Raw genomic sequence first — 21,527 nt, 5'->3', positions numbered from 1 at the left:
TTAAACTGAATTATTTCTGTGCATAATTAATGGTTTTCCATTTCAATAGTAAAGTCGAGGCTCTTTAGTTCTTTAGTTTGTTTTAACCCATTTCGGAGCTGGATATTTTGAACGTTTTCTAATATTTCTTCTGGTGAAAGACATAAGCGGTTACCATAGCCTCTTTCGCCTTTTCCTGTTAAGTAAGCTTCAAACTCATGTTTTGTTAAAGAAGGCATAGAGAACAAGGTTTTATCAAGTTCTTGGCCTTTAAAAATTCCGACAGCAGACTCCCATGCACGGCGTTGATGGTGTTGGTTAGCATCAAATTTAATTTTCATCGTTCTCTTTTCTATAAGCTTTTAATATCAGTGAAGCCATAGCGTTTTAGATTCATGAGAGCATTTGTTTTCACATTATCATCCCTAAAACTGCTGTCTTTGAAAACAACGCGTATGACTTCAGATGGTAGCTCCTCTTTAAGAGAGGTAATACCCTGGACAAGATCCATATCAATATCTTCGTCTAAACAGACTATCAAAGCGCCACGTCCAATGATGTAGATATTTTTTCCTGCAGTTGTACGTGTTTCAATGGGGACAGCTAGGTCAAGGCCATATTTGAGAAGGATCTCATAAAGAAGGTCTTCGTTAGAACGGTCTTGTTTGAGATGATCAACAGCATTGAGAAGATTCATATCAAGTGTATCAAAGTCTGCTTCCCAGCGCTTGATGTTTGAACTATCAAGCTTGAAAACCTTAAAGCCTGTATCAAGGTCACCATTGGCATTTAAATTCAGTTTTTTACTTTGCTCTTCTTTGATTTTTTTCCCAGCACGGCGAAGGCGTTCTTTGGATATTTCCGCAATATTTTTATAGCCAGCTTTGAAAGCTTCGGATTTTTTTTCTGTGGGTTCGGGGAGTTGCACAGAAATGCAACGCCGCTTGCCACCATCTTCGGCATTCAACTGCATCACCGCATGTGCTGTGGTGCCAGACCCTGCAAAAAAGTCAAGAATTAGGTCATCATTGGTTGCAATGGTTAGAAAATGTTTTATTAATGAAAGCGGTTTAGGAAAATCAAAGTAGCGGGCATTAAACAGGCTTTCTAATGCCATTCCTGCTTCTTGATTGGTGCCAAATTCTATAGAAAGAAAGTCGTTAGCTATTTGTCCTTGGTTTTCATGGAGATAAATTTTCCCATAGGGAAGTTCAGTTTTTCCTGTTGCCCAATATATGGCGTTTTTGGAACAGAGGTCTTGAAAATCTTTTTCGTTTATCATCCAAGGCCCTTCTAAAGCAGCTCCAGAAGGTGTTTTTATCTTATAAAAATGTCGTCCTCTGGTTTTATCTAGCAAAATAGATCGTCTGTAAGTTCCATGGTTATCTTTGTATCGATATTCTTTTTTTGCTCTTTCTGTTAAGCGCATTTTATTTAATTTTAAGATCTTTGAGTCTTTAGCATAAAGAATAATGTATTCTTTAACCCGCGCAATATTTCCAATGTTGGCTTGGTTGTCTGTTTTTCTCCAGGCAAACTGCGCAATGAAATTTTCTTCTCCAAAAATCTCATTACAAAGTTTTTTAAGATTATCCTGTTCATTATCATCAATAGAGATAAAAATAACCCCATCATCATGAAGCAGGTTGCGCGCAAGTTTGAGGCGTGGGTACATCATATTGAGCCAGTTGGTATGATAACGTCCTGCACTGTTGGAATTCGTTCCTATTTTTTTGCCTTCATTATCCAATTGTCCTGTCATTTCAAGATAGTTTTGTACGCCGTCTTTGAAGTCGTCTTTATAAACAAAATCATTACCCGTATTATAGGGAGGGTCGATATAAATCATTTTGACTTGGCGGTGATATGATTTTTGCAAAAGTTTCAAAACTTCAAGATTATCACCTTCAATGAAGAGATTTTGTGTAGTGTCCCAATCTATACTTTCTTGTTTACAAGGGCGTAGTGTTCCTGTACTTGGTGTTTGAGCAAGACGACTTGCTGCACGTTTTCCATGCCATGTGAAATTATAATGCTCTTCATCTTTAATGATATAATTTCCTAAAAGCTCTTGTAGCTGGTCGAATTTAATTTTTCCTTCTGAAAATACTTCAGGAAACAGTTGTTTAAACTGTTTAATATTTTGTTCCACGATATCCATGCTTTTGCCGTCTAGCTTTTCCATATTGCTCACGTGTTTTTTTATTGTCTTTTAAGCTTGTGTCGGGTATTTTGTGGTTTTTTGCACTTTGTTTTATAAAATGATTTTCTTTTATATTTGTTAAAATGCATTATTTCTGCATATAACTAACGGTTTTCTATTTTAACAATAAAGTCGAGTTTTTTAGTTCTTTTATTTTCTTTAAACCGTTACGGAATTGGATATTTTGAACATTTTCTAATATTTTTTCATATGAAAAACATAAGCGGTTATCATAGCTATCTTCTCTATAAGCTTTTAACATCAGAAATGCCATAGCGTTTTAGGCACATGAGAGCATTGGTTTTAATAACATCATCCTTAAAACTGTCATCTTTGAACACAACGCGCATAATATCCGGCTTTAGCTCTTCTTTAAGGGTGCCAATGCCCTTGATGACATCCATATCGATATCTGTATCTAAACAGATAATCAAAGCACCATGTCCAATAATGTAGATATTTTTTTGGGCAATGAGACGTATTTCTATGGAAACAGTTAGATCAAGCCCATATTTGAGAAGAATTTCATAAAGTAGGTCTTCATTGGAACGGTCCTGTTTGAGATAGTCTACGGCATTAATGAGGTCTGTTCCAAGCGTGTCGAAATCTGCTTCCCAGTGCTTGATGTTTGAACTATCAAGCTTGAAAACCTTAAAGCCTGTATCAAGGTCACCATTGGCATTTAAATTCAGTTTTTCACTTTGCTCTTCTTTGATTTTTTTCCCAGCACGGCGAAGGCGTTCTTTGGATATTTCCGCAATATTTTTATAGCCAGCTTTGAAAGCTTCGGATTTTTTTTCTGTGGGTTCGGGGAGTTGCACTAAAATGCAACGTCGCTTTCCACCATCTTCGGCATTTAACTGCATCACCGCATGTGCTGTGGTGCCAGACCCTGCAAAAAAGTCAAGGATGAGATCATTTTGGGTGGTTGATATTTGCAGCAATCTTTGTAAAAGATTAACTGGTTTTGGAGTTTCAAATAAAACTAGTCCAGAAAACAGTTTATTTAGATATTTCGATGCTGAACTATTTGTGCCTACATCATTTAATAAAGTCGATGCGACTCGCCCATTGCGTGTTTCTTTTAAAAAACGCTTATCCATAGGGCGCCCCCTATTATTTTTTCCCCAATAAACAGTCCCATTGTTTATTTTTTGTTGCATGATATTGTATGGAACTGCCCACATTCTTCCTTTGGGAGGTTTGTGTTTTTGCTTTGTTATGGGGTTGGTGATTGTATACAGTAGACTTTTTGTAGAACGACCACCTTTAGCGGCTGCAGTTAAATTATCTGGTTTCCAACGTCCTCTTGGATCATTATCAGGATTTTTGTAATCTTGATCTTTTTCTATATCTCGCGGCAATAAAAACAACTCAGAACACTCTTTGTTTTTTGCGTACATACAAATATATTCATGTACAGAGCCAACTATCACATTATTAGGAGGGGTTTTTTTATGCCACACGAACGATTCTATAAAGTTTTCTTCACCAAAAACTTCATCGCAAAGTTTTTTGAGATTAACTTGTTCTTTATCATCAATAGAGATAAAAATAACCCCATCATCACGAAGCAGGTTGCGCGCAAGTTTGAGGCGTGGGTACATCATATTGAGCCAGTTGGTATGATAACGTCCTGCACTGTTGGAATTCGTTCCTATTTTTTTGCCTTCATTATCCAATTGTCCTGTCATTTCAAGATAGTTTTGTACGCCGTCTTTGAAGTCGTCTTTATAAACAAAATCATTACCCGTATTATAGGGAGGGTCGATATAAATCATTTTGACTTGGCGGTGATATGATTTTTGCAAAAGTTTCAAAACTTCAAGATTATCACCTTCAATGAAGAGATTTTGTGTAGTGTCCCAATCTATACTTTCTTGTTTACAAGGGCGTAGTGTTCCTGTACTTGGTGTTTGAGCAAGACGACTTGCTGCACGTTTACCATGCCATGTGAAATTATAATGGTCTTCATCTTTAATGATATAATTTCCTAAAAGCTCTTGTAGCTGGTCGAATTTAATTTTTCCTTCTGAAAATACTTCAGGAAACAGTTGTTTAAACTGTTTAATATTTTGTTCCACGATATCCATGCTTTTGCCGTCTAGCTTTTCCATATTGCTCACGTGTTTTTTTATTGTCTTTTAAGCTTGTGTCGGGTATTTTGTGGTTTTTTGCACTTTGTTTTATAAAATGATTTTCTTTTACATTTGTTAAAATGCATTTCCTATTTTATTTTTGTATAATTTAGCAAGTAAACTTTTTGCTCTAATATTACAATTTGTAAAAGACTATTTTGGTAACTCCATGTGGAATTCCTTATGTCAGCTACTTGTATTGCGAGTCATGATATGGTTTTTTATGTCTGTATAATAAGTGCAAAAGACTTATAAAAAATATTTTTTTAAATGGCTTGTGACTATAGAATTTTTTATATTTTGCCTGAGATATAAGAATTAGTCACGTTGTTTTTTCCAATAGTGCTAAATACCGTATAATTTTATTACATTGCAAATATTATAGTGTTTCAACAAGGATCTCATAAATTTGCGTTCTTCTTCTTAGGTGATAAGGAGAGTACGAGGAAAAACAGTAAAAATACACTGATAGAGAAGAGAAAGAATATGAGATATGTTTGGTTGAGGGTAAGCTGTCCCTTTGTTAGCAAATGGAGCAAATAGCCAGAGAAAACGCCTCCCAAAGCACCGCCTATTTGTTGTAATATGCGGGTGATAACTGCTGTATCTTTAACGTATAAAGGATCGACATATTGAATAGGGGCAGATAGGCATACAATGGTGGTAATGCCAAGTCCTACGCCTCTTAGTAAAAAACCAAACCCATCTAAGCTTATGTGATAGCCAAAGCATAATAACCCAAAGCTTGATATCAGCAAACCAATAGCTATCATGAAAAAGGGCGATTTTTCTTTCCATTTCTGGTAAATGAATTTTCTTCCAATCCATGCGCCTACCCCTTGCAGTGCAAGGACCGCTCCGATAATAAGAAGAGTATTTTCATGGCTTTCTCCCGTGGCAAGGGCTAATGGGAAATAAACGAGGAAGCTGTAAAAAAGAAATGAAGCAATAAGCCCCATGATCATAAGCAATGTGTAGCGCGCATTTTTAAATCCGCTAAAGACGATGAGTTTGTTTTTTGCTGTCTGATTAAAAACAATGAAGAATATGAGAGAGATGACTGCTATAAGTACTATGATATATACGGTATTATTATTTCTATTTGCGGCATCTGTGAGGTAAAAAAATGAAATAAGGGATATGGAAAACGCTAAAAATGCAAGTGAGTTAAATTTTATTTTTGTTGTTTCGTTGTTTTTTAAATGTTTTACGCCAATGGCGAGTGCTAAGAAAATAAGTGGAATATTGATAAAAAATAACAAACGCCAAGAGACATACTGAGCAATTGAGGCACCCACCAGTGGACCAAAGGCAGGAGCAAAAACCGTTGGTACGGCTACGGAGCTCATAGCTTGGCGAAACCGTTCCTTCCCAAATTGTAAGGCAATAATGGTTTGGGTTAAGGGCAACAAAAGGCCTGTTCCAAAACCTTGAACGATACGGGCAAATATAATGGTTTGAAAATCATAGCTTAATCCTACCCCAAGTGATCCAAGCATAAAAATGAAGTTTGCAAGAAGCCAAGTCTTTTTGATTCCTATTCTCCCCTGTACAAAAGCTGCAATCAATAATCCAGGAACAGTCGCCAGAAAATAGGAGGTTACGACCCATTGTATATTATCGTTCTCTGTTAAAAAATAACGCGCAAGGTCAGGAAGAATGACATTAACAATGCTGCCATCCAGTAAGGGAAGTATACTGGAGATAATGACGGTATAAATGACAGACTTTTCTGATTTGGCATAGGAATCGCTCTTTTGCATTGTTATGCTCCCTGCAGATATCTTTACAATATTGGTTCTGTTCTATAAGTCAAAGGTTTTGAGAATGAACAGTTTGTTTGTGAAGGCTGTGATATTGGGATGAATGTGATTCGGTTATGCTAATCTCAACTTATTTAATTTTCACGAAGTTACCATCAAACACTATAGGATATTCAGTCGTTTGAAAAAAGGATTTTATTTTTTCAGAGCTTGAGGAGCGAATAAATTGAGATTTCCGCATAAAGCAAACATGGAAAAATTGTGATTTATTGATAATGTCTTTTATCAGATAAGAGGATGAAAGGGATGATAAAAGGGCATTTCTTTCAATATTGTAACGTGAATCAATAAACAATAAAATGCCAACACCATTCTCACATTGATTGACTATAATGAGTTGAATATCTGTAGCCAAAAGAGTGCAACCTTGAAGATTTAAGACATTTGTAAAATCGTGTACAGAAATTGAAGTTCCCATAATATTATAAAAAGTTGGTGTTCTTCCTTTCAGGTGTAAGGTATGGCCATGATAGCCACAATCGCATGATTGATCATATGCAATATGAACAACATCACCTGTAGCGTGTTCAAGGTATGGTGCGTCTTCAGGATAAAAAACAGAGACAATTAATTCATCATTTTCAGGATTTGACTTTACTTGAATGTGTCGTACAAGATGATAAATGTCACCATTAATCTCGGAACACTGAAACCCTATAGGACCAGTTTCTTGGGTGGTAAAGCTAAGAGGCTTAATATGCAATTCAGGGATTATGTCTTTTATTTTCAATACAGATTCAGGTTGAAAGATTTCTCCAAGATAGAATAGGTTTTTTAGACATTTTAATTTTTGCTTCCGAGATATCGTAATAAGTTTATCCGCAAAACTTGGCAGGCATATGATGGTATCGATAGAGAATTCTTCGATAGCTGAACTCAGAGTTTCAGGATCAACCATAGAGGCAAATGGATAATATGTTACTTTGAGAAGGCGACAAATTTCATGTGCAAATAAAAAACCACCCCACAATCCTCCAGCTGTGAGGCAATTGGCAACGGAGCTTACGGAGCAGTTTTTAAAAACAGTTTCGAGCTTCTTTGCCGCAGAGTGTGTTACAAACTCATAATTGAGCCATTTGTGGCGAAGTGTTCTAGGCACTCTTGTTGTGCCACCGGTTGCAAAAATTATATGCAACATTGAAGTTCCTTATTTTTTTTAGTTTGCATGAGGCAAAGGCAAGAGGCAAAGGCCGAGACACCAACAATCATGGCAAAAAGCAAAGCGATATGATTGTTGAAATGGCTGATGATCCATCCACTTGTCCATGAGCCTATAGCTTGGCCAATATTTGAAACAACAAGAATATAACTAAAAAGAACACTGGAAGAAACGGATGCGATTGTTTTCCCTGATTGATAGTATATCTCTGGAATCATGACAGATTCATAGACACTGTAGGCAATTAACGCAGTCACAGCGGTAAAGACACCACCCATGAGGAAAAATGAGGAGAAACCTCCCATAAAGCAGAGCAGATAAAAAGTTGATTTATCGGAAAGGGTGAGATGTTTATTGATCACCCCCTGCCAGATACAAATGCTGATGCCAACAATTGAAAAGAAAACCCCACTATAAGGGGCCAGATTGCTGTCAAATTTACTGAGAAGCGTCGTGGTGGTGATGAAAATTCCCATGAGGAACGCACAGAGCAAAGCCGCAACCAACAAATAAGCAATAGAACGATTATGTATTATTGTTTTTAAAGAAAAAAGAAGAGTTTTTTTTGTTTTTTTATCCTTTTCAACGGATGATTTTTTATGGGGGTAGTGATAAACAATTTTGAGAGATAGAACACAAAAATACAAACCAATAAGTGCAAAAAAAGCCATGAGAAAAGCTGATGCGTTATATTTTATGGCAATCGTTGCAACAAGTGGGGCGATAACGACAGCAGCGTTTTGAAAAAACGAATAGAGGGTTAAAGCGCGCTTAAGAGCACTTCCCTTGAGATGTTCTGATAAAATTTCTCTCAAAAATGGCTTTGAAATTGCTTTCGAAAAAGCCGTTAAGGTAAAAAAGATCAACCATGCAGAAGGTTTGAGCGATAGTATAACGCACAGGAAAGCGGTACTCCTTAAAATAAAGGCGGTAGCCATTAAGAGTTTACGCGAAAATCTTTCTAATAAACCCGTTGTGGTTATCATGAGAATGCTTTCAAGGATTACCGATCCAGCGAGATAAAACGCAACATTGGCAGCAGTTATGAGAGAAGAGTTTCCAAGGAGAGGAAGTACAAAGAAAAAGGAAAATTCAGAAAGAAAAACTGCGCTATAGATGAAAAAAGTAATTTTATTTTTGTCCATGGAATTTCCATAGAAGTGTCGTTAAATGATCAAATACATTTTGTTGTATCTCTTGAGGAAGTTTTGTTAGCCCTGTTTCTGCTGTGCACATTTCGTTGAAATAGTATCCTTCTTGATTCACCAGCCAGTCCACTGCAAGAAGATTGTTTTTTGTTTTTTCGACGATGTTTTTAGAAATATCGAGCATTTCAGGATAGAATTTTTCCTTGCCATATGCGCTTATAAAAGTTTCTTCAGTAAGAATTGTATTTTTGCCCCCGCGTGCAACATTTCCAATATAACCGTCTCCTTGAGGTGTGCGGAATTTCACAAAACAGAGTTTTCCTGATATAAAGAAAAATCTTACATCTTGTGCATCCTTTACAAAAGGCATTAAAAAATATTCAGAAGAAGAAGTTGAGATCAGATTTCCTATACTCATTGCATGTTGTAATCCATCTGATTTAATGACACCAAATCCCATTCCTGAGCCAACGGGTTTGAAAATAAAAGATTCATATTCTGATGAAACAAAAGATGTGATTGTAGGAACTGTTTGTTTATGATAGCCACACATCGTGAATGGAAGCACTGGAGCTCCTAGCTTACGTGCTAATGCCATTTGCGCAATCTTATCCCACTCAAGATTTTCTATGCCATAAATGCATTCGTTAAGAAGGTGTGTACCACTTATCCTAAAATAATTTCTTAATGTGAGACTGATGGCTCTTGCTTGTGGGTTTAGATCTGCTTTGGATAAAATATATGCAGAGTGATCTGGATTTAGTGGAATACCTTGATATAGAAAAATAAATTCATCTGCATGATTTGCTTTGATAAGGCAGTCTTCTAATTTTAAAAACTGGAATTTGATGCCTCTTTTATTAAACTCTTCTGTGTATTCTGAATAGGAATATTCTATATCTTGTGCGTTGGCATATTCTTCTTGCGCAACAATCCAATAAAGTTCCATTGCTAAATCCTTTTCATGACGATATTTGATAAAGAGAAAATATTTTAATTATTTCATCGACTTTGAGAATGTATAAAGCCGCTAACGATTGATATTGGTGTTGAGTGCGTTTCTTTATTATTTTAGCCATGAGCTGATTAAAACGATCTTGTGGTTTTAGTTGCGTTTGCATGATTTAGAAGAAATCTTTTCTATGTGTTGGTTTCAAAGCCATAGGCTTTAATTGTAATATTGCGGGCGCATTTTTATAAGCTGTTATGATCTCAGTAAGTGGAGGAGAGCTCTGTCAATTCATTCATATTTGTTGCAAATGTTTCGAGATCATGTTTAGTATGTGCTGCTGATATCGCCACGCGAATGATGCTTTTCTTTTTAGCCACTGTTGGATACATTGCCGCTGTAACCAAAAAACCGCGCTTTCTTAAATTATATGAGGCACTTATCGCTTTGTCTTCAGCACCCATAAAGATAGATCTAATGGGACTCAACTTTTCCTGTACCTCAATGTTGGAGACTCTTTGATCAAAATAAGAGATATTTTCGTGCAGTTTACATTGAAGTTGGTTCATTTCTTGTGAAAGATGAATATCTCCAGAAGCAAGGCAAGCTGCTATTCCTGGGAGAAAAGGTGGACCACTAAAAATATAGTTAAGCGCATATTTTTTAATAAAAGATGCAGCTTCTTTGTTGCTAAATGATGCTGAACCACCATGGGAACCAAATGCTTTTGACAAGGAAGAAATTAAAATAAGATTTTTTTTGTATTCTTCTAATAAATGCAGTGTATAACCACAGCCATTTTTTCCGATAATTGAGGTACCGTGTGCATCATCTGCGTAATAGTATCCGTTGTACAGTTTCGCTAATTCTGTTAATTTTTTAATGTCATTTGCTCCTCCCATAGAACCGAGAGAGTCAGATACCAAAACAGGCGTTCTATTTTGTAATTTACTTTCCTGTAGGCTTTTCTCTAGTGCTGTAATATCTTTAAATGGGATTCTTATATAACTTCCAAATTGTTCAAGTATACCACGTAAAATTTGCACCGATGCATGCGTTTCTTTATCTATAATCCATACATACCATTTGCTGTTATAGGATATCCTGGAAGTTCTCCTGAACCTAAGATGGGCATAACTGTAAGATGGGTTGCACCTACGGAATTAAATATAACAGAGTGGGAATCGAGAAAAATGGTGTTTAGCTTTAACTCAAGTTCATCAAATAATATACATTTCGCACGCGTTCGTGCAGCTGCATATTGCACACCAAATCTCTCTACAGAAGATTTTACGGCATCACTTAATGCTGGATGACGTTCTAGTCCTAGATACGAACATGACATAAAATCAATATAAGCTTCCCCAGATTGAGCAACAATACTGCGCCCTGATGTTCGTGCAACAATTGTCAGGTCATTGAGACCTTGATCCCATATTCTCTCCTGATGGCTTTGACTGTTCTTAATCCTATTGGATAACCAATTGACATCCCGTATTTTTGTTTTTCCCCATTGCATCTCTTACGAAGAGAACACGCTAATCTCATCTCCATAGATTGTCAACATATGAATGAGATGAATGATTTTGTAACCTTTTAATGAAATTATATTTTTTTAGTGGAAGGTTATTCATCCTCTTGAAATAGAGAAGAAAAACGATAGAGTTCGCTAACGTTTTTCAATTCTCTTTTAGCGTATGCGTTGATATTTGCCCCCATGGCGTTGTAAAAATCCTCTCTCAATGAGGGTGCGTCGTAATCTGGCAAAATCTACCGTAAAGAGATTGCATATCTTGGAGACTTCCTTTTCGCTATAGATTTTTTCTCTTTGAAAGGTTTCTACAATTTTTGTAAGCATTTCTTCTGTTTCTAAATGGCGGTCGTTTAAATTTTCCCTTTCTCGCTCATTTTTATCTTCTAGTGCTTGCCAAAGCGTTCCTTCGGCTTGAAATCCTTCTGTTGTATTTTGAATAAGACCAAGATTTAAAAGACGGTTGATAGATTTATGAATGGTTTTGGCATCACAATCGACAGTTTTGAGGATATCAGAAAGATTTTTCGCACCAAGGATAATGGCAGCGTAAACAGCGCGCAATGTCGGTGAGGTCATGGCAGAGATCAATGAATTGGCTTTACTCCGTTTGTGAAGGGTTTCTTGTCCCATGGGCAAAAGATCATTGCGAAGGGGCGGTTCATTGATTTCTATAAGTTCTGCTTGGAGCGATTGTGCGCGTACAATTTGTTCGGTAGGGGTGCGTTTGCGAATAATCCCTAGACCACTTTGGCGATATTTATGGTTTTCGGGGAGGGTTAAGGCTTCATAGGATCCATCAAGACGGTAGAGAATTTCTTCCCACAAAGGAGTTCTCACACGTCGCACCCGTTGTGCTCCATCAAGAGCAACGGGTGTGGTTATGGTTGGTTCATGCAAACAGAGATAACCCCCAGCGGTGATATGTTCCCAAAGGGTGGTAACAAATCGCACATCATCTGCGGGCGTTCCAGCATCAAGCCAAGCAAAATCTACGGGTCCCCAAGACTTGAGCGTTGCATCATCAAGAGAGAAGAAATTCTCATGGATGAATGTTACCATGTCTTTTTCGATGTCCTCGTCTTGGAGCAGTTTTTGCCATGCTTCTTCAGCGGATTGACCTTCTACTGAAAAATCATCAATGGTGATCAATCGTGGTTGATAATTCTCAAGGACACCTGAAGGGTCAAGAAAAGCCGTACGTTCTTCCCACGTGGAGGATTCTAAAAGTTTTTTATCCTGTTGCCATGCTTGTTTTGCTTTTTGCAGTGCTTTAGCAATCATGCATGTGCTATCCCCCGCACCGATCTCAATGACGGTACGTGGCCTTGCCATTTGAATGAGCGTGTGAAGAAGATTAATACTGTTTTCTGTTCCCATACCAGGTCTTATGAGGGGCATCTTTTGATCCTTATTCTTTTACCAAGCGCAACATTCCTGCTTTGACAAAAAATGTTATTGTTTGTTCTATGGGGTGTTGAAGATGTATCTCTGTTGTAGCTTTTTGCAAGAGAGGTTTGGTTTTTTCATTTAGACGGATTGTGCGCCCGTTGAGCTGATTAATGGCAAGGGACCCAAGAGGAGAATGGACAAGACGACATGTTGGTTCTCGTACAAGAGCTGTTGCATGATCCGGCGAAAAGTCCTGTTGGTCTGTTTGAATGAGACCGTGTCGCAACAAGGATATCAAAAGATTTTCTGCGTCAAAAAGGCAACCGTTGAGTTTGATTTCTTTCAAGGATTGAACAGAACAGCCATCATAAAGTGCTGCAAATGTTAGTAAATCAAATCCACCAAAAGCTCTGCTTTTGGTGGAAACAGCGGTGATAGGTTGTATTTGACGTTTGCCAATGAGAGCCGGTTTATTTTTTATGATTTGTACGTCCTTTGCCCATTGAACGTGTGCTGAGGGGGGTAATTTATATGGGTAAACGGAAAAAGAATTGATTGCGAGAGGTGGTGTGGGTTTTTGTAAGGCAAGGGTGTGGATGTTTTCATTCAAGTCATGTTGTATGGTGTCTGCTAATTGCCATACATAACCGCCTGTTCCATGGTAAAAATTTAAGCCTATAGGATCTTGTTGCATGATGTAACCGATTTTTGTTTTACTTTAAAGTTCCCATATTGCTGCGGGAATGGTTGTTTACTGCTCCACACAGAGTGGTTTATCAAAGTCCTATTGGTTGCTATGGGCAGGGGAGATACAATGATTTTATTAGAATGTGAGCGGAATTTGATGGGCTGGTGATTGTCATATTGTTTTTGTGCATGGTTTGTGTGAGAGAAAAGATGGCAAAGTCTATTCAGCATGATCCCCTTCCTTTTTTTGTAGAGCGCGGTTTACGATAAAGCCTAAGATGCCTGTGATCATGGTAGCGATACTGATGATAAGGAGTGTGTATTGGGTGTGGTGCACTTTTACAAAACCTGCACTAATAAAACCAATACATACGGCTGTTTGTATGATGAAGATATAGGCGGGCATCTGATTGTTTCGTTGTTCTTTCCGAATAGCTTTCATCATAAAACTTGCCATCAGAGCATTTTGCACGCCGTTGGCACTCCCACGGATGAAAGATGACAACATCATCAACCATATGAGCTGTGTTAAGGATAAACAAAAAATTCCAAAGCCAATGGTTGCGGCAGCCAATGATGCTCCAGCGGCATTGCCAAAGCGGTGGAAAAGGCTGGAGAAGCAGAGTGGACCAACCACGAGTCCGAGGCTCGACATGCTTGCAATTACTCCATAGATTTCTCCACTTAAGTTTAGTTCAGTGCGCATACGAACAATCAGCAATACGCTTAGAGTAGAAGTGAGGATAATGGTGATAATAAGAGGAGCAAGAGCATAGACAACCTTTTTTTTACGCAAGAGTCCCGTTAAATCTAGCTTCTTTTTGCTGTGCTGTGTCATGTTTGTTGTTGGTACATGCATTTTTAAACTTTTAAAACAGCATGTGGTGATCAAGGCTGCACAGAGAACCATGATTGAGAGTGCAAAGAGCCCTTTTTGCCCGTTTGATAGACCATATAATACACCCCCTAACAGTGGTCCGACAATATAACCAAGATTACGAACCGTTTGGATGATGCGATTAATGCGGTCTAATTGGTGATCATTGTTTGCAAAGTCAGGTACAGTAACAAGGATTGAGGACCAAAAGAGTGAACTAGTACAACCTAGTGCAAAAGCAATAGTAATATAAGACCAAAATTGATTAGTCATTGCAGCTATAGCTACGAATATTGCTTGAAATAATAAAATAATGGGTACTGTTCGTGCAGGTTTGAAATGATGCAAAAGATGCGGGGCAATAGGTCCTGCGCAAATTGCTCCGATAAATCCCGCTAACAGAAGCATTGAAATGGAGGATGTATTTTTTGCTAAGTGTAGAATAAGAGTGACTTGAACTGTTTCATCAGCAAAACTGCTTAAGCCCAAAACGAGGAAAAGTCCCATTTGGGCGAACATCATGGACTTTTTCTTTGTCACAATGCTCCCCAACGTGCTAAAGCTTTTACAGCTTTTAAAATTTCATTCTGTGCATATTTATAGGATTTATCATTTAATTTTGCTAGATCTAATTTTTTTCCTGATGAAAGTTGAGAAAGGAAGTGCTCTAGATGAGAGCTATACTCAAAATTTGTGCAATGCCCGTTGGCAGCGATGAGGAGTTCATTTGTTTCCCTTAAGGGCACCCATTGGAGGGTTGCGGATGCGCGAAGAGTGATTTCATTTTCAATTTCAGAGACCTCAATAAGAGGGCGACCAACACATAAACGTGAACTTGTATCGCTTATTAATTGAGAAACCAGCATATGGCGTTTTAAGGTACCCTTTGCGATGGCAGAGCTTAGCGCAGAGTGTTGAAAAGCATTATCAGGGTTTAAACTTGCTCTTCCTGATGTGCGGATATCATGGCGCGTTCGATCATTAAGACGGAGTAAATGCGTGACATAATTTTTATGGTGTTGTGCATCGTGCGCTGTTTCCCAAAAAGCGATATTGATATTTACAGCAACCTTTTCTCTCGTTTCGGCAACATGGAAAGCATCATGAGGGAAATAGGCAACACGATCTGTTCGATTTTGCAGCGCAGTTGCTGTTGATTTATGTTCCTTATATTCAGGATATTTTAGCCCTTGAAGGTCTCTTCGTGTGCTGGGCCATGCAAACATCGTTTTACCATCCTGTAGAGTAAAACCAAAATTATGAGCGTGATCCACATGGATTCCAACATGGGTAGAAGAATACCGGCCAATAAAGCAGTCAATATCCACGCGTCCACCAGGTCTATACCCCAAAGAATGTGCTAATTGATCTGCAAATTGTTTTGCGGCGTCCCACAGCAACGGGGTTGCAGCATATAACCCATAATACATGACCGACCATTCTTGTCCTTCGGCATATTGGTCAACGCGGGCAGTATATTCTTCTATCGTTTTATCCGTATCTAAAACAAGAAGGTTTGGAAGAGGTTGTGGACTCCGCACTCCATTAACCACCGTTACGACTTCGGATTTAGGATTAAGAGCTAAGAGTTTATGAGGATGCAGAGCGTATTGCCTTAGAGCATCTAATACATCCCTTTCCATGAAAGGGATGTGTGAAATTGACAATTCAGCTGCTTGTTTTGCCCAAACTTTTTGAGCAAAACCCTCTGAAAATAATTCAAACATGTTTTTAAATATGCTTAACTTTTAAAGTTAGATGTATAAAGAGATCTTTATCAACAATATATTATTAAACTTCCAGCGAACCATTCATATCAAGCTCATCTTGATAAACCTGAACATCGTTACGCTGTGCATACTTATCATTTGTCACAGTTGGCACAACTTCATCAGCAGACAATTCAATAACATCTTCTACTTCATTAAGTGAAATATTCATATATTCCTCCCTCATATTATAATTATAAATACATGATAATTTAAATAAAAATTACCAGAATTTAGAGCCTAGCATAGATTTTTTTTTTGTCAAATCTTATGTTGATTTAAGATATTTCTTATTCTTTTTAAGAGATAGACTTCATATAATTGAAGCGTACTCTGTGTTCTTATTAAAAGGATAGATTGTTCTTTTTGAAAGATGTTTGATTTATAGAGACGATGAGAACGCTACATTCTTATTATTTATGTGTTTTGTTTTAAAATTTAAACTTTGAGAGACTTTGTGTGGGGTATGGTAAAGTAATGTAGAGGTTGTCATGTTATACAAAAAACATTTCAAGCCAATGATAAAAAAAAGCTGTACAGTTTGTACAGCTTTTTGAAGTGTTTCTTGATTTATAGAATATAAGCTTTTAAAGCGTGAAAGAATCCTTACGGCTTCTGTAACCATAATAACCAAGAACACTGGAAATTATAGCGCCTATCAGGCTACCTAAAAAGCCCCACCAGCCCATCTTGGAGGCTGTGTTGGTGACTTTTGTGGCGGTGTTTTTGGCACCTTTAATAGCTCCTTCAAGATTGTCAGAGAGGGTTTCAGTCCTTTCTTCAAGCACTTTTATCGCTTTTGCAGTTTTTTCCTCTGCCCTTTGATAAACATGAATGGCTTTGTTGGCGGCTGTTTGTGCATCAGCACGTGTCATGCCATCGTTCATAAGGGCATTGATGATATCGCTTCGATTAAATTTTGCTGTCAAATCTTCTATACGATCAGAAAGGCGCTCTTCTAGATTTTTCAGAGTGGTACGGTAATACGAAGGATCATTTTTAAAAGCTGTGATTGCCTCCCCAATATCACTGAGTGCTGCCTGATAGGATGTTTTTAAGCGCTCAGGATTGAGGGCAGGGATGTCGCTTTTGTTGAGAACTGTACGCAGCTCGTCGCGGAGTTTATCAAAATTGATACCATTGTCGCTGTTTTTTGTTAAAAACTTTGCAAAATCCTCGCTGTTTAATTTTGTCAGCAGGGGAGCAACCTTTGTTTTAAAGCTGTCCACGGTTTGTTGAAGCATAGAGCTATTTTCTAGGGCTGCTTGAGCACCTATTTTTGCGGTGCTTGAAACCACGTGGATGGCTTGGAGGGTCATCAGCAGTGTTAAGAGAGCCCAAGTGAGAAAGCCATGCAGGGCTCCTGAGGATTCAGCAAAACGCCCGGCAACAAAACCGCCCAAGGCAAGGCTTATCAATGTTACGATAAGAGATCCTATACCAAAGGAAAAGAAAGAGCCTTCAAAAGGGTTTGAAGAAGTGAAATCCATTTGGCTCAAGCCTAATGCTGCGACTAGAAAAGAGAGGCAGATTGAGGTGGCAAGAGCTGTTAGAAGTCCGGCAAAGATTGCAGACCATGAAATAGGTGGTTGAAAAAATGGGTAGTCGGTCTCTAGGGATGTTTTCTCTAGAAAATGTGAATCGAAGGGGGTGTCTTCAGGAATGCGGGTTTCCATGTTTTATCTCCTTTACTGATGCTGGAGATAGAATGCCTTGTGGACAATTATGTTCCAAAATAGATGGAGAGACGCTAAAATGAAGAGAAAAACACTGCAACATTTTATGAGAGGAAAAATGTTGAATATACAAACTCTAAAGATCTAATGTATGTTTGAGGAAAGATGTGTTCGTGTGATCATTTTATCTCTTATGAGATTTTGTGAGACAGCATAACTTTTGGCACCTCGTGTTGTGGGGGAGAGAGAAGCTGTTCAAGCTGTTGCTTGTGCTGTAGGTTGTGGGGGCAATGCTGTAAGATCTCAATTGTCTGCTAAAGTTTTGGTCTACCGAGGTTTTTTTGCTCTTTTAACCTCTTAAGGGGGGGAAACGAATTAACCAAAGCAAAAGATTATATATCATCAGAAGATTTATTTGCTTTTGAAGTTTTTAGAGCGATTCATGGAGAATTTTGTTGAGCGTCTAAGATGCAAACAGATTGAACGTTTTTTTTACATTATGCGCTGGTTGTGTAAAATGATGTCATTGGCTTGTTCTATCAGGGTTCTGTTGGAAAATTCAAAAAGAGTGTTTTTATGATAATATTTTGATCAACAGATAATCCGCAGCATCAAGAGAGATATTGATGTTTTAGGCGCATATTGATTGATCATTCAGTATTTTATAGGAAATGCATGCGCTTTTTACTTTTCATAAAAAGTATCATTATTCTTGCGTGAGTATTCTTTTGGTTGTTGATGATGTTCCTTGTGTTTGAGGATAAAAAGTAAAATTTTATCGTTGTTGTTTGCTTTTTTTTAAGAAATCATGGTCGCTATAATTTTCATCTTTATGCGTTGTTTTTATGACGAATAGTATGTTTTGATGATCAATAATATTGATACGCTTTAATTTGAAAAGCTTTAAAAAGCTGAGATAAGTGAAGAGGGGAGAAGATCGTTTGATTGTACGCTCTCCTCCTTGTTTTTTTACTTAGCCATAATGCTTGAAAAACTATTTCAAGCTTTTGAGTAAAAACTCCCAACACCAAGAGGACAGATTCAAAATTTTTGAGGCAATGTTTAACAATTTATAAGACTATATCCAACGTTGATTTTTTTGTTTTGTCTTCACCTTTTTGATAAGGTGTAATATACATAGATTCTGATGAACTGTTTTGTACGAAGGTACCATAATTTATAATGTTTATTTGAATCTGTGTATTAGAAGGGGGATGCGCTGTTATTGGTGTATAGTCGCTAAAGATTTCCTTATGTCTTTTATATTCTGTATTTTAAATATATCTCTATAAAGACTTTTTTTGCATTTTTCCGGTATGATGTTGTTGAAAATACAGACACTCATTATTTTTTCCATGTGTATTTTTAGGCTCTTTATTTCATGGTTAAAACCTTTGAAATAGCTTGTGAATGAATTTTTCAAAGCCATTTTCAGATTGCTATTGATACTGATTATTATTTCGAACACTTCTTTTAATGAGAAATCCAAAATATTTTTGATATTTGAAAAATTGCGCTGATTAAGTTTGTTGCTCTGTTTATACCATAGCGATTTTGGGGGAGAGGTGTCTGAGGTTGTTTTTATGCTTTGCATTTTATCAATTAACTTTGATGGATCGTGTATAGAAAGTGGGATTTTTACTGTGAAGAGGGGGTGTGCTTTTTCTTATGCTATCAATGGAAAAAGTAACGGAAGATTGGGCAAAGTGTGTGTAAAGGAAGATTCTTCATGGATTGAATTTTTGCATGTGAAGCATGGAGAATAGAATTTTATTTATTAAAAAATAATAGCAATTTATTTCATAAGGTAAAATAATAACGCTTTTAATCATTATTATTTATCTATATAAGATAAAAATATCATTATATTTTTCATTTTCAATTAAATATTAATTAATCTCTAACTTTAAAAATGTGATTTTATTTATGAATCGTAAATATACTTTGTCATTTATTATATTTATTGTATGTTTATCGACAGGGGGATTAATCTCTACAGATATTTTTTTACCAGCACTGGGGGATATGCGTCAGTATTATCAAGTGACTCAATCTCAAATTCAAAGTGCAGTGGCTGTTTTTTTGTTTGCATTGGCACTTGGACAGCTTATTTATGGACCTCTGAGTGATAATTTTGGGCGTAAAAAAACACTTCTATTAGGCTTATTCTTATGGTTATTCACAACAATTGGTGTGATTTATACGGTTCATATTCATGCTTTTCTTGTCTTACGTTTCTTGCAAGGTCTTGGAGCTTGTGCGGGACTTGTTTTAAGTCGCGCGATTATCAATGATTTGTTGGATAAAAAAGCAGCAGGAAAACTTTATTTGATTGTTTTCCCCTTTATTGGAATGTCACCAGCACTTGCACCTTTCATTGGTGGACTTTTAATACAAGCTTTTCATTGGCAAGCCACTTTTATCTTTTTAAGTGTTTTTATATTTTTGACCATTTTATTGTGTTGTTTTGTGCTAACTGAAACCCTCCCCCTCCAAAAGCGACAACCTTTTTCTCCGATAGGGTTTATGAAGGGATATCTAGGCGTTCTCAGAAATAAACAATTTATTTTTTATGCACTTATTCCGTGTTTTTCTTACGCGGCCTATTTTGCTTATATTGTGGAATCGCCTTTTTTACTCACGACTTTGGGTTTATCGCCGATCTATATCAGTTATAGCTATATTGGTGTCTCATTGCCCTATATTTTGGGAAATTTTTTGGCGCGGTGGTTTTTCGAACGCGAGTCTATGGAAAAGACTGTGGGGAGAGGGTACGTTATTTTTGTGATAGGCGGAGTGCTTTTTGCTTTGCAAATGTATCTAAGTCCATGGCCTCTTGTGACAAGTTTTATGGCGATTGCTGTTCTTACTTTTGGCAATGGTTTTTTATTACCCTTAGGCACAGCGTTGGCTATTTCATCGCATCCGCAAGCGGCGGGGGCGGCTTCTGGTGTTATGGGCTCTTTGCAATTGGGAAGTGCAGCACTCAGTGCGGCGCTTATCGGAAAAATCTCTGGTCATAGCCCGCGGGCTATGGCAACTTTGTTAGCCGTGTGTTGCATGATTGGTTTTATTATTTATATTCAAAAAGCGCGTCATTTTATGACCTCAGAAATAAGTTGAGTAAAATGATAGAGCGTATTATGCAGAAATATTTCTGATGTTTTACACGCTTCTGGACTCTGTTATTGAGTGATTTTTTTATTCAGTTGTTTAATCGAGCGGGGTTAAAATTGATCATAAACTTCGGTTGAATTTAAAAAAATTGGTTGTTATGGGGGACGTAAAGTTTCAACATACTTTTGTATTTTCATGACATTTAGGAGAAAGAGTTTGGGCTCTGATGTGTGTGTTGGAGCAAGAGGAGCAATCGATCAATGAGCTGTCATGTTGTTATTCTTTCTCCTGTGATGCCCATTTGGGATGAGGGAGCTTTTTGTGCTTCTTTGACAAAGCTCTGCGCGACAAAAGGATTCCAAGTAACGCTGCTGGATACACTCTCTCTTTTTCCTAAGAGTTCTCATTTTCTCAATCATTCTGCTGTCGATACTTTATCTTTTATGATAGAAGAACTCGAAAAGTATTTTAAAGAGCCTGCGGTGTTTGTGGGATTTTCTATGGCTGGAATGTTGGTACAAATATTGGCATCACGGCTTCCTAATGTGCGGGCTGTACTTGCTATCAATGCACCTGGCTATCCAGATAAGCTTTTGCAACGGCGTCTTGGAGATATTTTAATTCACTTAGAAAATAATGATTTGACGGGCGCTTTGGAAACACTCAATGTTTTTATGCATTCTCATGGTGTCACTAAAAAAAGAGTTGCCTTGGAAATTCCGAAAGATCAAAAAAGCATAGCTATTGAACGGATGACAAGAGGATTTAAACTCTTATTGGCATTGGATGCTAGAGATGAGATTGTTAAATATACGGGTAAGTTTTTAGCGTTGGTGGGTGAAAAATCGCAACTTGCAACGGTTGATAATCAAACAAAAAGCCAATGTGTCAATCATGAATATCGAATAATTTCTAGGGCTGGTACGCGTTTGTGGGATGATAATCCTGTTATGACGAATGCAATCGTTAGCGAATGGATGGAGGGATTATGAAAAAGAAATTTCTTGTGCTCTTAGGTAATGGGCTGGGACCAGAAATCTGCAAGGGGCATTGAAGGTTTTAAAGCCCATAAAAGTTGT

18 protein-coding genes are annotated in these 21,527 nt (G+C 37.4%); 3 read left to right on the top strand and 15 right to left on the bottom strand.

The features are described from left to right. Window positions 1–26: 26 nt before the first annotated feature. The 15 genes from D1092_RS06695 to D1092_RS06630 form a co-directional block, all read right to left on the bottom strand. Window positions 27–320: a hypothetical protein gene (locus D1092_RS06695; RefSeq protein WP_148255640.1), complete on the bottom strand. Its 294-nt coding sequence runs from the start codon at window positions 318–320 to the stop codon at window positions 27–29. 11 nt (window positions 321–331) lie between these two features. Then, the gene (locus D1092_RS06690; RefSeq protein WP_148255708.1) at window positions 332–2,164 is read right to left on the bottom strand and encodes a site-specific DNA-methyltransferase; all 1,833 of its coding nucleotides are present in this window, start codon (window positions 2,162–2,164) and stop codon (window positions 332–334) included. 263 nt (window positions 2,165–2,427) lie between these two features. Further along, window positions 2,428–4,275, bottom strand: coding sequence for a site-specific DNA-methyltransferase (locus D1092_RS06685; protein ID WP_241439555.1), 1,848 nt, complete (start codon window positions 4,273–4,275; stop codon window positions 2,428–2,430). Between the two features lie 446 nt (window positions 4,276–4,721). Continuing rightward, entirely contained in the window at window positions 4,722–6,083 is a 1,362-nt protein-coding gene (locus D1092_RS06680; protein WP_148255639.1) for an MFS transporter, read from the bottom strand. Between the two features lie 130 nt (window positions 6,084–6,213). Next, on the bottom strand, window positions 6,214–7,281 hold the full coding sequence (locus D1092_RS06675; RefSeq protein ID WP_148255638.1) for a phenylacetate--CoA ligase family protein: 1,068 nt from the start codon (window positions 7,279–7,281) through the stop codon (window positions 6,214–6,216). Then, window positions 7,269–8,447 (bottom strand): MFS transporter, encoded by a 1,179-nt coding sequence (locus D1092_RS06670; RefSeq protein ID WP_148255637.1) that lies wholly within the window; start codon window positions 8,445–8,447, stop codon window positions 7,269–7,271. Before D1092_RS06670 ends, D1092_RS06675 begins: the two co-directional genes overlap by 13 nt. Continuing rightward, window positions 8,434–9,399 carry an ATP-grasp domain-containing protein gene (locus D1092_RS06665; RefSeq protein ID WP_148255636.1) on the bottom strand — a complete coding sequence of 322 codons (966 nt, stop codon included), beginning with the start codon at window positions 9,397–9,399 and terminating at the stop codon, window positions 8,434–8,436. The genes D1092_RS06670 and D1092_RS06665 overlap by 14 nt, the downstream gene beginning before the upstream one ends. A 263-nt stretch (window positions 9,400–9,662) precedes the next feature. Then, window positions 9,663–10,445 carry an aminotransferase class I/II-fold pyridoxal phosphate-dependent enzyme gene (locus D1092_RS06660; protein WP_167309305.1) on the bottom strand — a complete coding sequence of 261 codons (783 nt, stop codon included), beginning with the start codon at window positions 10,443–10,445 and terminating at the stop codon, window positions 9,663–9,665. A 20-nt stretch (window positions 10,446–10,465) separates the two neighbouring features. Further along, window positions 10,466–10,918: a PLP-dependent aminotransferase family protein gene (locus D1092_RS06655; RefSeq protein WP_148255634.1), complete on the bottom strand. Its 453-nt coding sequence runs from the start codon at window positions 10,916–10,918 to the stop codon at window positions 10,466–10,468. 171 nt (window positions 10,919–11,089) lie between these two features. Beyond that, entirely contained in the window at window positions 11,090–12,331 is a 1,242-nt protein-coding gene (locus D1092_RS06650; protein WP_148255633.1) for a DUF2087 domain-containing protein, read from the bottom strand. A 10-nt stretch (window positions 12,332–12,341) separates the two neighbouring features. After that, window positions 12,342–13,016 (bottom strand): hypothetical protein, encoded by a 675-nt coding sequence (locus D1092_RS06645; RefSeq protein ID WP_148255632.1) that lies wholly within the window; start codon window positions 13,014–13,016, stop codon window positions 12,342–12,344. 213 nt (window positions 13,017–13,229) lie between these two features. After that, the gene (locus D1092_RS06640) at window positions 13,230–14,426 is read right to left on the bottom strand and encodes an MFS transporter (protein WP_148255631.1); all 1,197 of its coding nucleotides are present in this window, start codon (window positions 14,424–14,426) and stop codon (window positions 13,230–13,232) included. Then, a complete protein-coding gene (locus D1092_RS06635; RefSeq protein WP_148255630.1) occupies window positions 14,423–15,613 on the bottom strand; it encodes a hypothetical protein in 1,191 nt (396 codons plus the stop codon). Before D1092_RS06635 ends, D1092_RS06640 begins: the two co-directional genes overlap by 4 nt. Before the next feature lie 64 nt (window positions 15,614–15,677). Beyond that, a complete protein-coding gene (locus D1092_RS09495) occupies window positions 15,678–15,827 on the bottom strand; it encodes a hypothetical protein (RefSeq protein ID WP_167309304.1) in 150 nt (49 codons plus the stop codon). 415 nt (window positions 15,828–16,242) lie between these two features. Then, window positions 16,243–17,331: a TIGR04086 family membrane protein gene (locus D1092_RS06630; RefSeq protein ID WP_148255629.1), complete on the bottom strand. Its 1,089-nt coding sequence runs from the start codon at window positions 17,329–17,331 to the stop codon at window positions 16,243–16,245. 220 nt (window positions 17,332–17,551) lie between these two features. Between D1092_RS06630 and D1092_RS09490 the strand changes: the two genes are divergently transcribed. From D1092_RS09490 to D1092_RS06615, 3 genes are all read left to right on the top strand, one after another. Then, window positions 17,552–17,692, top strand: a complete 141-nt coding sequence (locus D1092_RS09490) for a hypothetical protein (RefSeq protein ID WP_167309303.1) — start codon at window positions 17,552–17,554, stop codon at window positions 17,690–17,692. A 1,565-nt stretch (window positions 17,693–19,257) separates the two neighbouring features. Then, on the top strand, window positions 19,258–20,454 hold the full coding sequence (locus D1092_RS06620; RefSeq protein WP_148255627.1) for a multidrug effflux MFS transporter: 1,197 nt from the start codon (window positions 19,258–19,260) through the stop codon (window positions 20,452–20,454). A gap of 254 nt (window positions 20,455–20,708) precedes the next feature. Further along, window positions 20,709–21,440 (top strand): alpha/beta fold hydrolase, encoded by a 732-nt coding sequence (locus D1092_RS06615; protein ID WP_148255626.1) that lies wholly within the window; start codon window positions 20,709–20,711, stop codon window positions 21,438–21,440. Window positions 21,441–21,527: the final 87 nt, after the last annotated feature.

This window comes from Bartonella krasnovii, from assembly GCF_003606345.3.
Lineage (GTDB): Bacteria > Pseudomonadota > Alphaproteobacteria > Rhizobiales > Rhizobiaceae > Bartonella > Bartonella krasnovii.
Note: the sequence above shows the minus strand (reverse complement) of the source record. Positions and strands in the feature narration are given on the sequence as shown.

Excerpts from the sequence above, each read along its gene's own strand:
- D1092_RS06695 (WP_148255640.1), bottom strand. The coding sequence starts at position 320 with ATGAAAATTAAATTTGATGCTAACCAACACCATCAACGCCGTGCATGG.
- D1092_RS06690 (WP_148255708.1), bottom strand. The coding sequence starts at position 2,164 with ATGGAAAAGCTAGACGGCAAAAGCATGGATATCGTGGAACAAAATATT.
- D1092_RS06685 (WP_241439555.1), bottom strand. The coding sequence starts at position 4,275 with ATGGATATCGTGGAACAAAATATTAAACAGTTTAAACAACTGTTTCCT.
- D1092_RS06680 (WP_148255639.1), bottom strand. The coding sequence starts at position 6,083 with ATGCAAAAGAGCGATTCCTATGCCAAATCAGAAAAGTCTGTCATTTAT.
- D1092_RS06675 (WP_148255638.1), bottom strand. The coding sequence starts at position 7,281 with ATGTTGCATATAATTTTTGCAACCGGTGGCACAACAAGAGTGCCTAGA.
- D1092_RS06670 (WP_148255637.1), bottom strand. The coding sequence starts at position 8,447 with ATGGACAAAAATAAAATTACTTTTTTCATCTATAGCGCAGTTTTTCTT.
- D1092_RS06665 (WP_148255636.1), bottom strand. The coding sequence starts at position 9,399 with ATGGAACTTTATTGGATTGTTGCGCAAGAAGAATATGCCAACGCACAA.
- D1092_RS06655 (WP_148255634.1), bottom strand. The coding sequence starts at position 10,918 with ATGCAATGGGGAAAAACAAAAATACGGGATGTCAATTGGTTATCCAAT.
- D1092_RS06650 (WP_148255633.1), bottom strand. The coding sequence starts at position 12,331 with ATGCCCCTCATAAGACCTGGTATGGGAACAGAAAACAGTATTAATCTT.
- D1092_RS06645 (WP_148255632.1), bottom strand. The coding sequence starts at position 13,016 with ATGCAACAAGATCCTATAGGCTTAAATTTTTACCATGGAACAGGCGGT.
- D1092_RS06635 (WP_148255630.1), bottom strand. The coding sequence starts at position 15,613 with ATGTTTGAATTATTTTCAGAGGGTTTTGCTCAAAAAGTTTGGGCAAAA.
- D1092_RS09495 (WP_167309304.1), bottom strand. The coding sequence starts at position 15,827 with ATGAATATTTCACTTAATGAAGTAGAAGATGTTATTGAATTGTCTGCT.
- D1092_RS06630 (WP_148255629.1), bottom strand. The coding sequence starts at position 17,331 with ATGGAAACCCGCATTCCTGAAGACACCCCCTTCGATTCACATTTTCTA.
- D1092_RS06620 (WP_148255627.1), top strand. The coding sequence starts at position 19,258 with ATGAATCGTAAATATACTTTGTCATTTATTATATTTATTGTATGTTTA.
- D1092_RS06615 (WP_148255626.1), top strand. The coding sequence starts at position 20,709 with ATGAGCTGTCATGTTGTTATTCTTTCTCCTGTGATGCCCATTTGGGAT.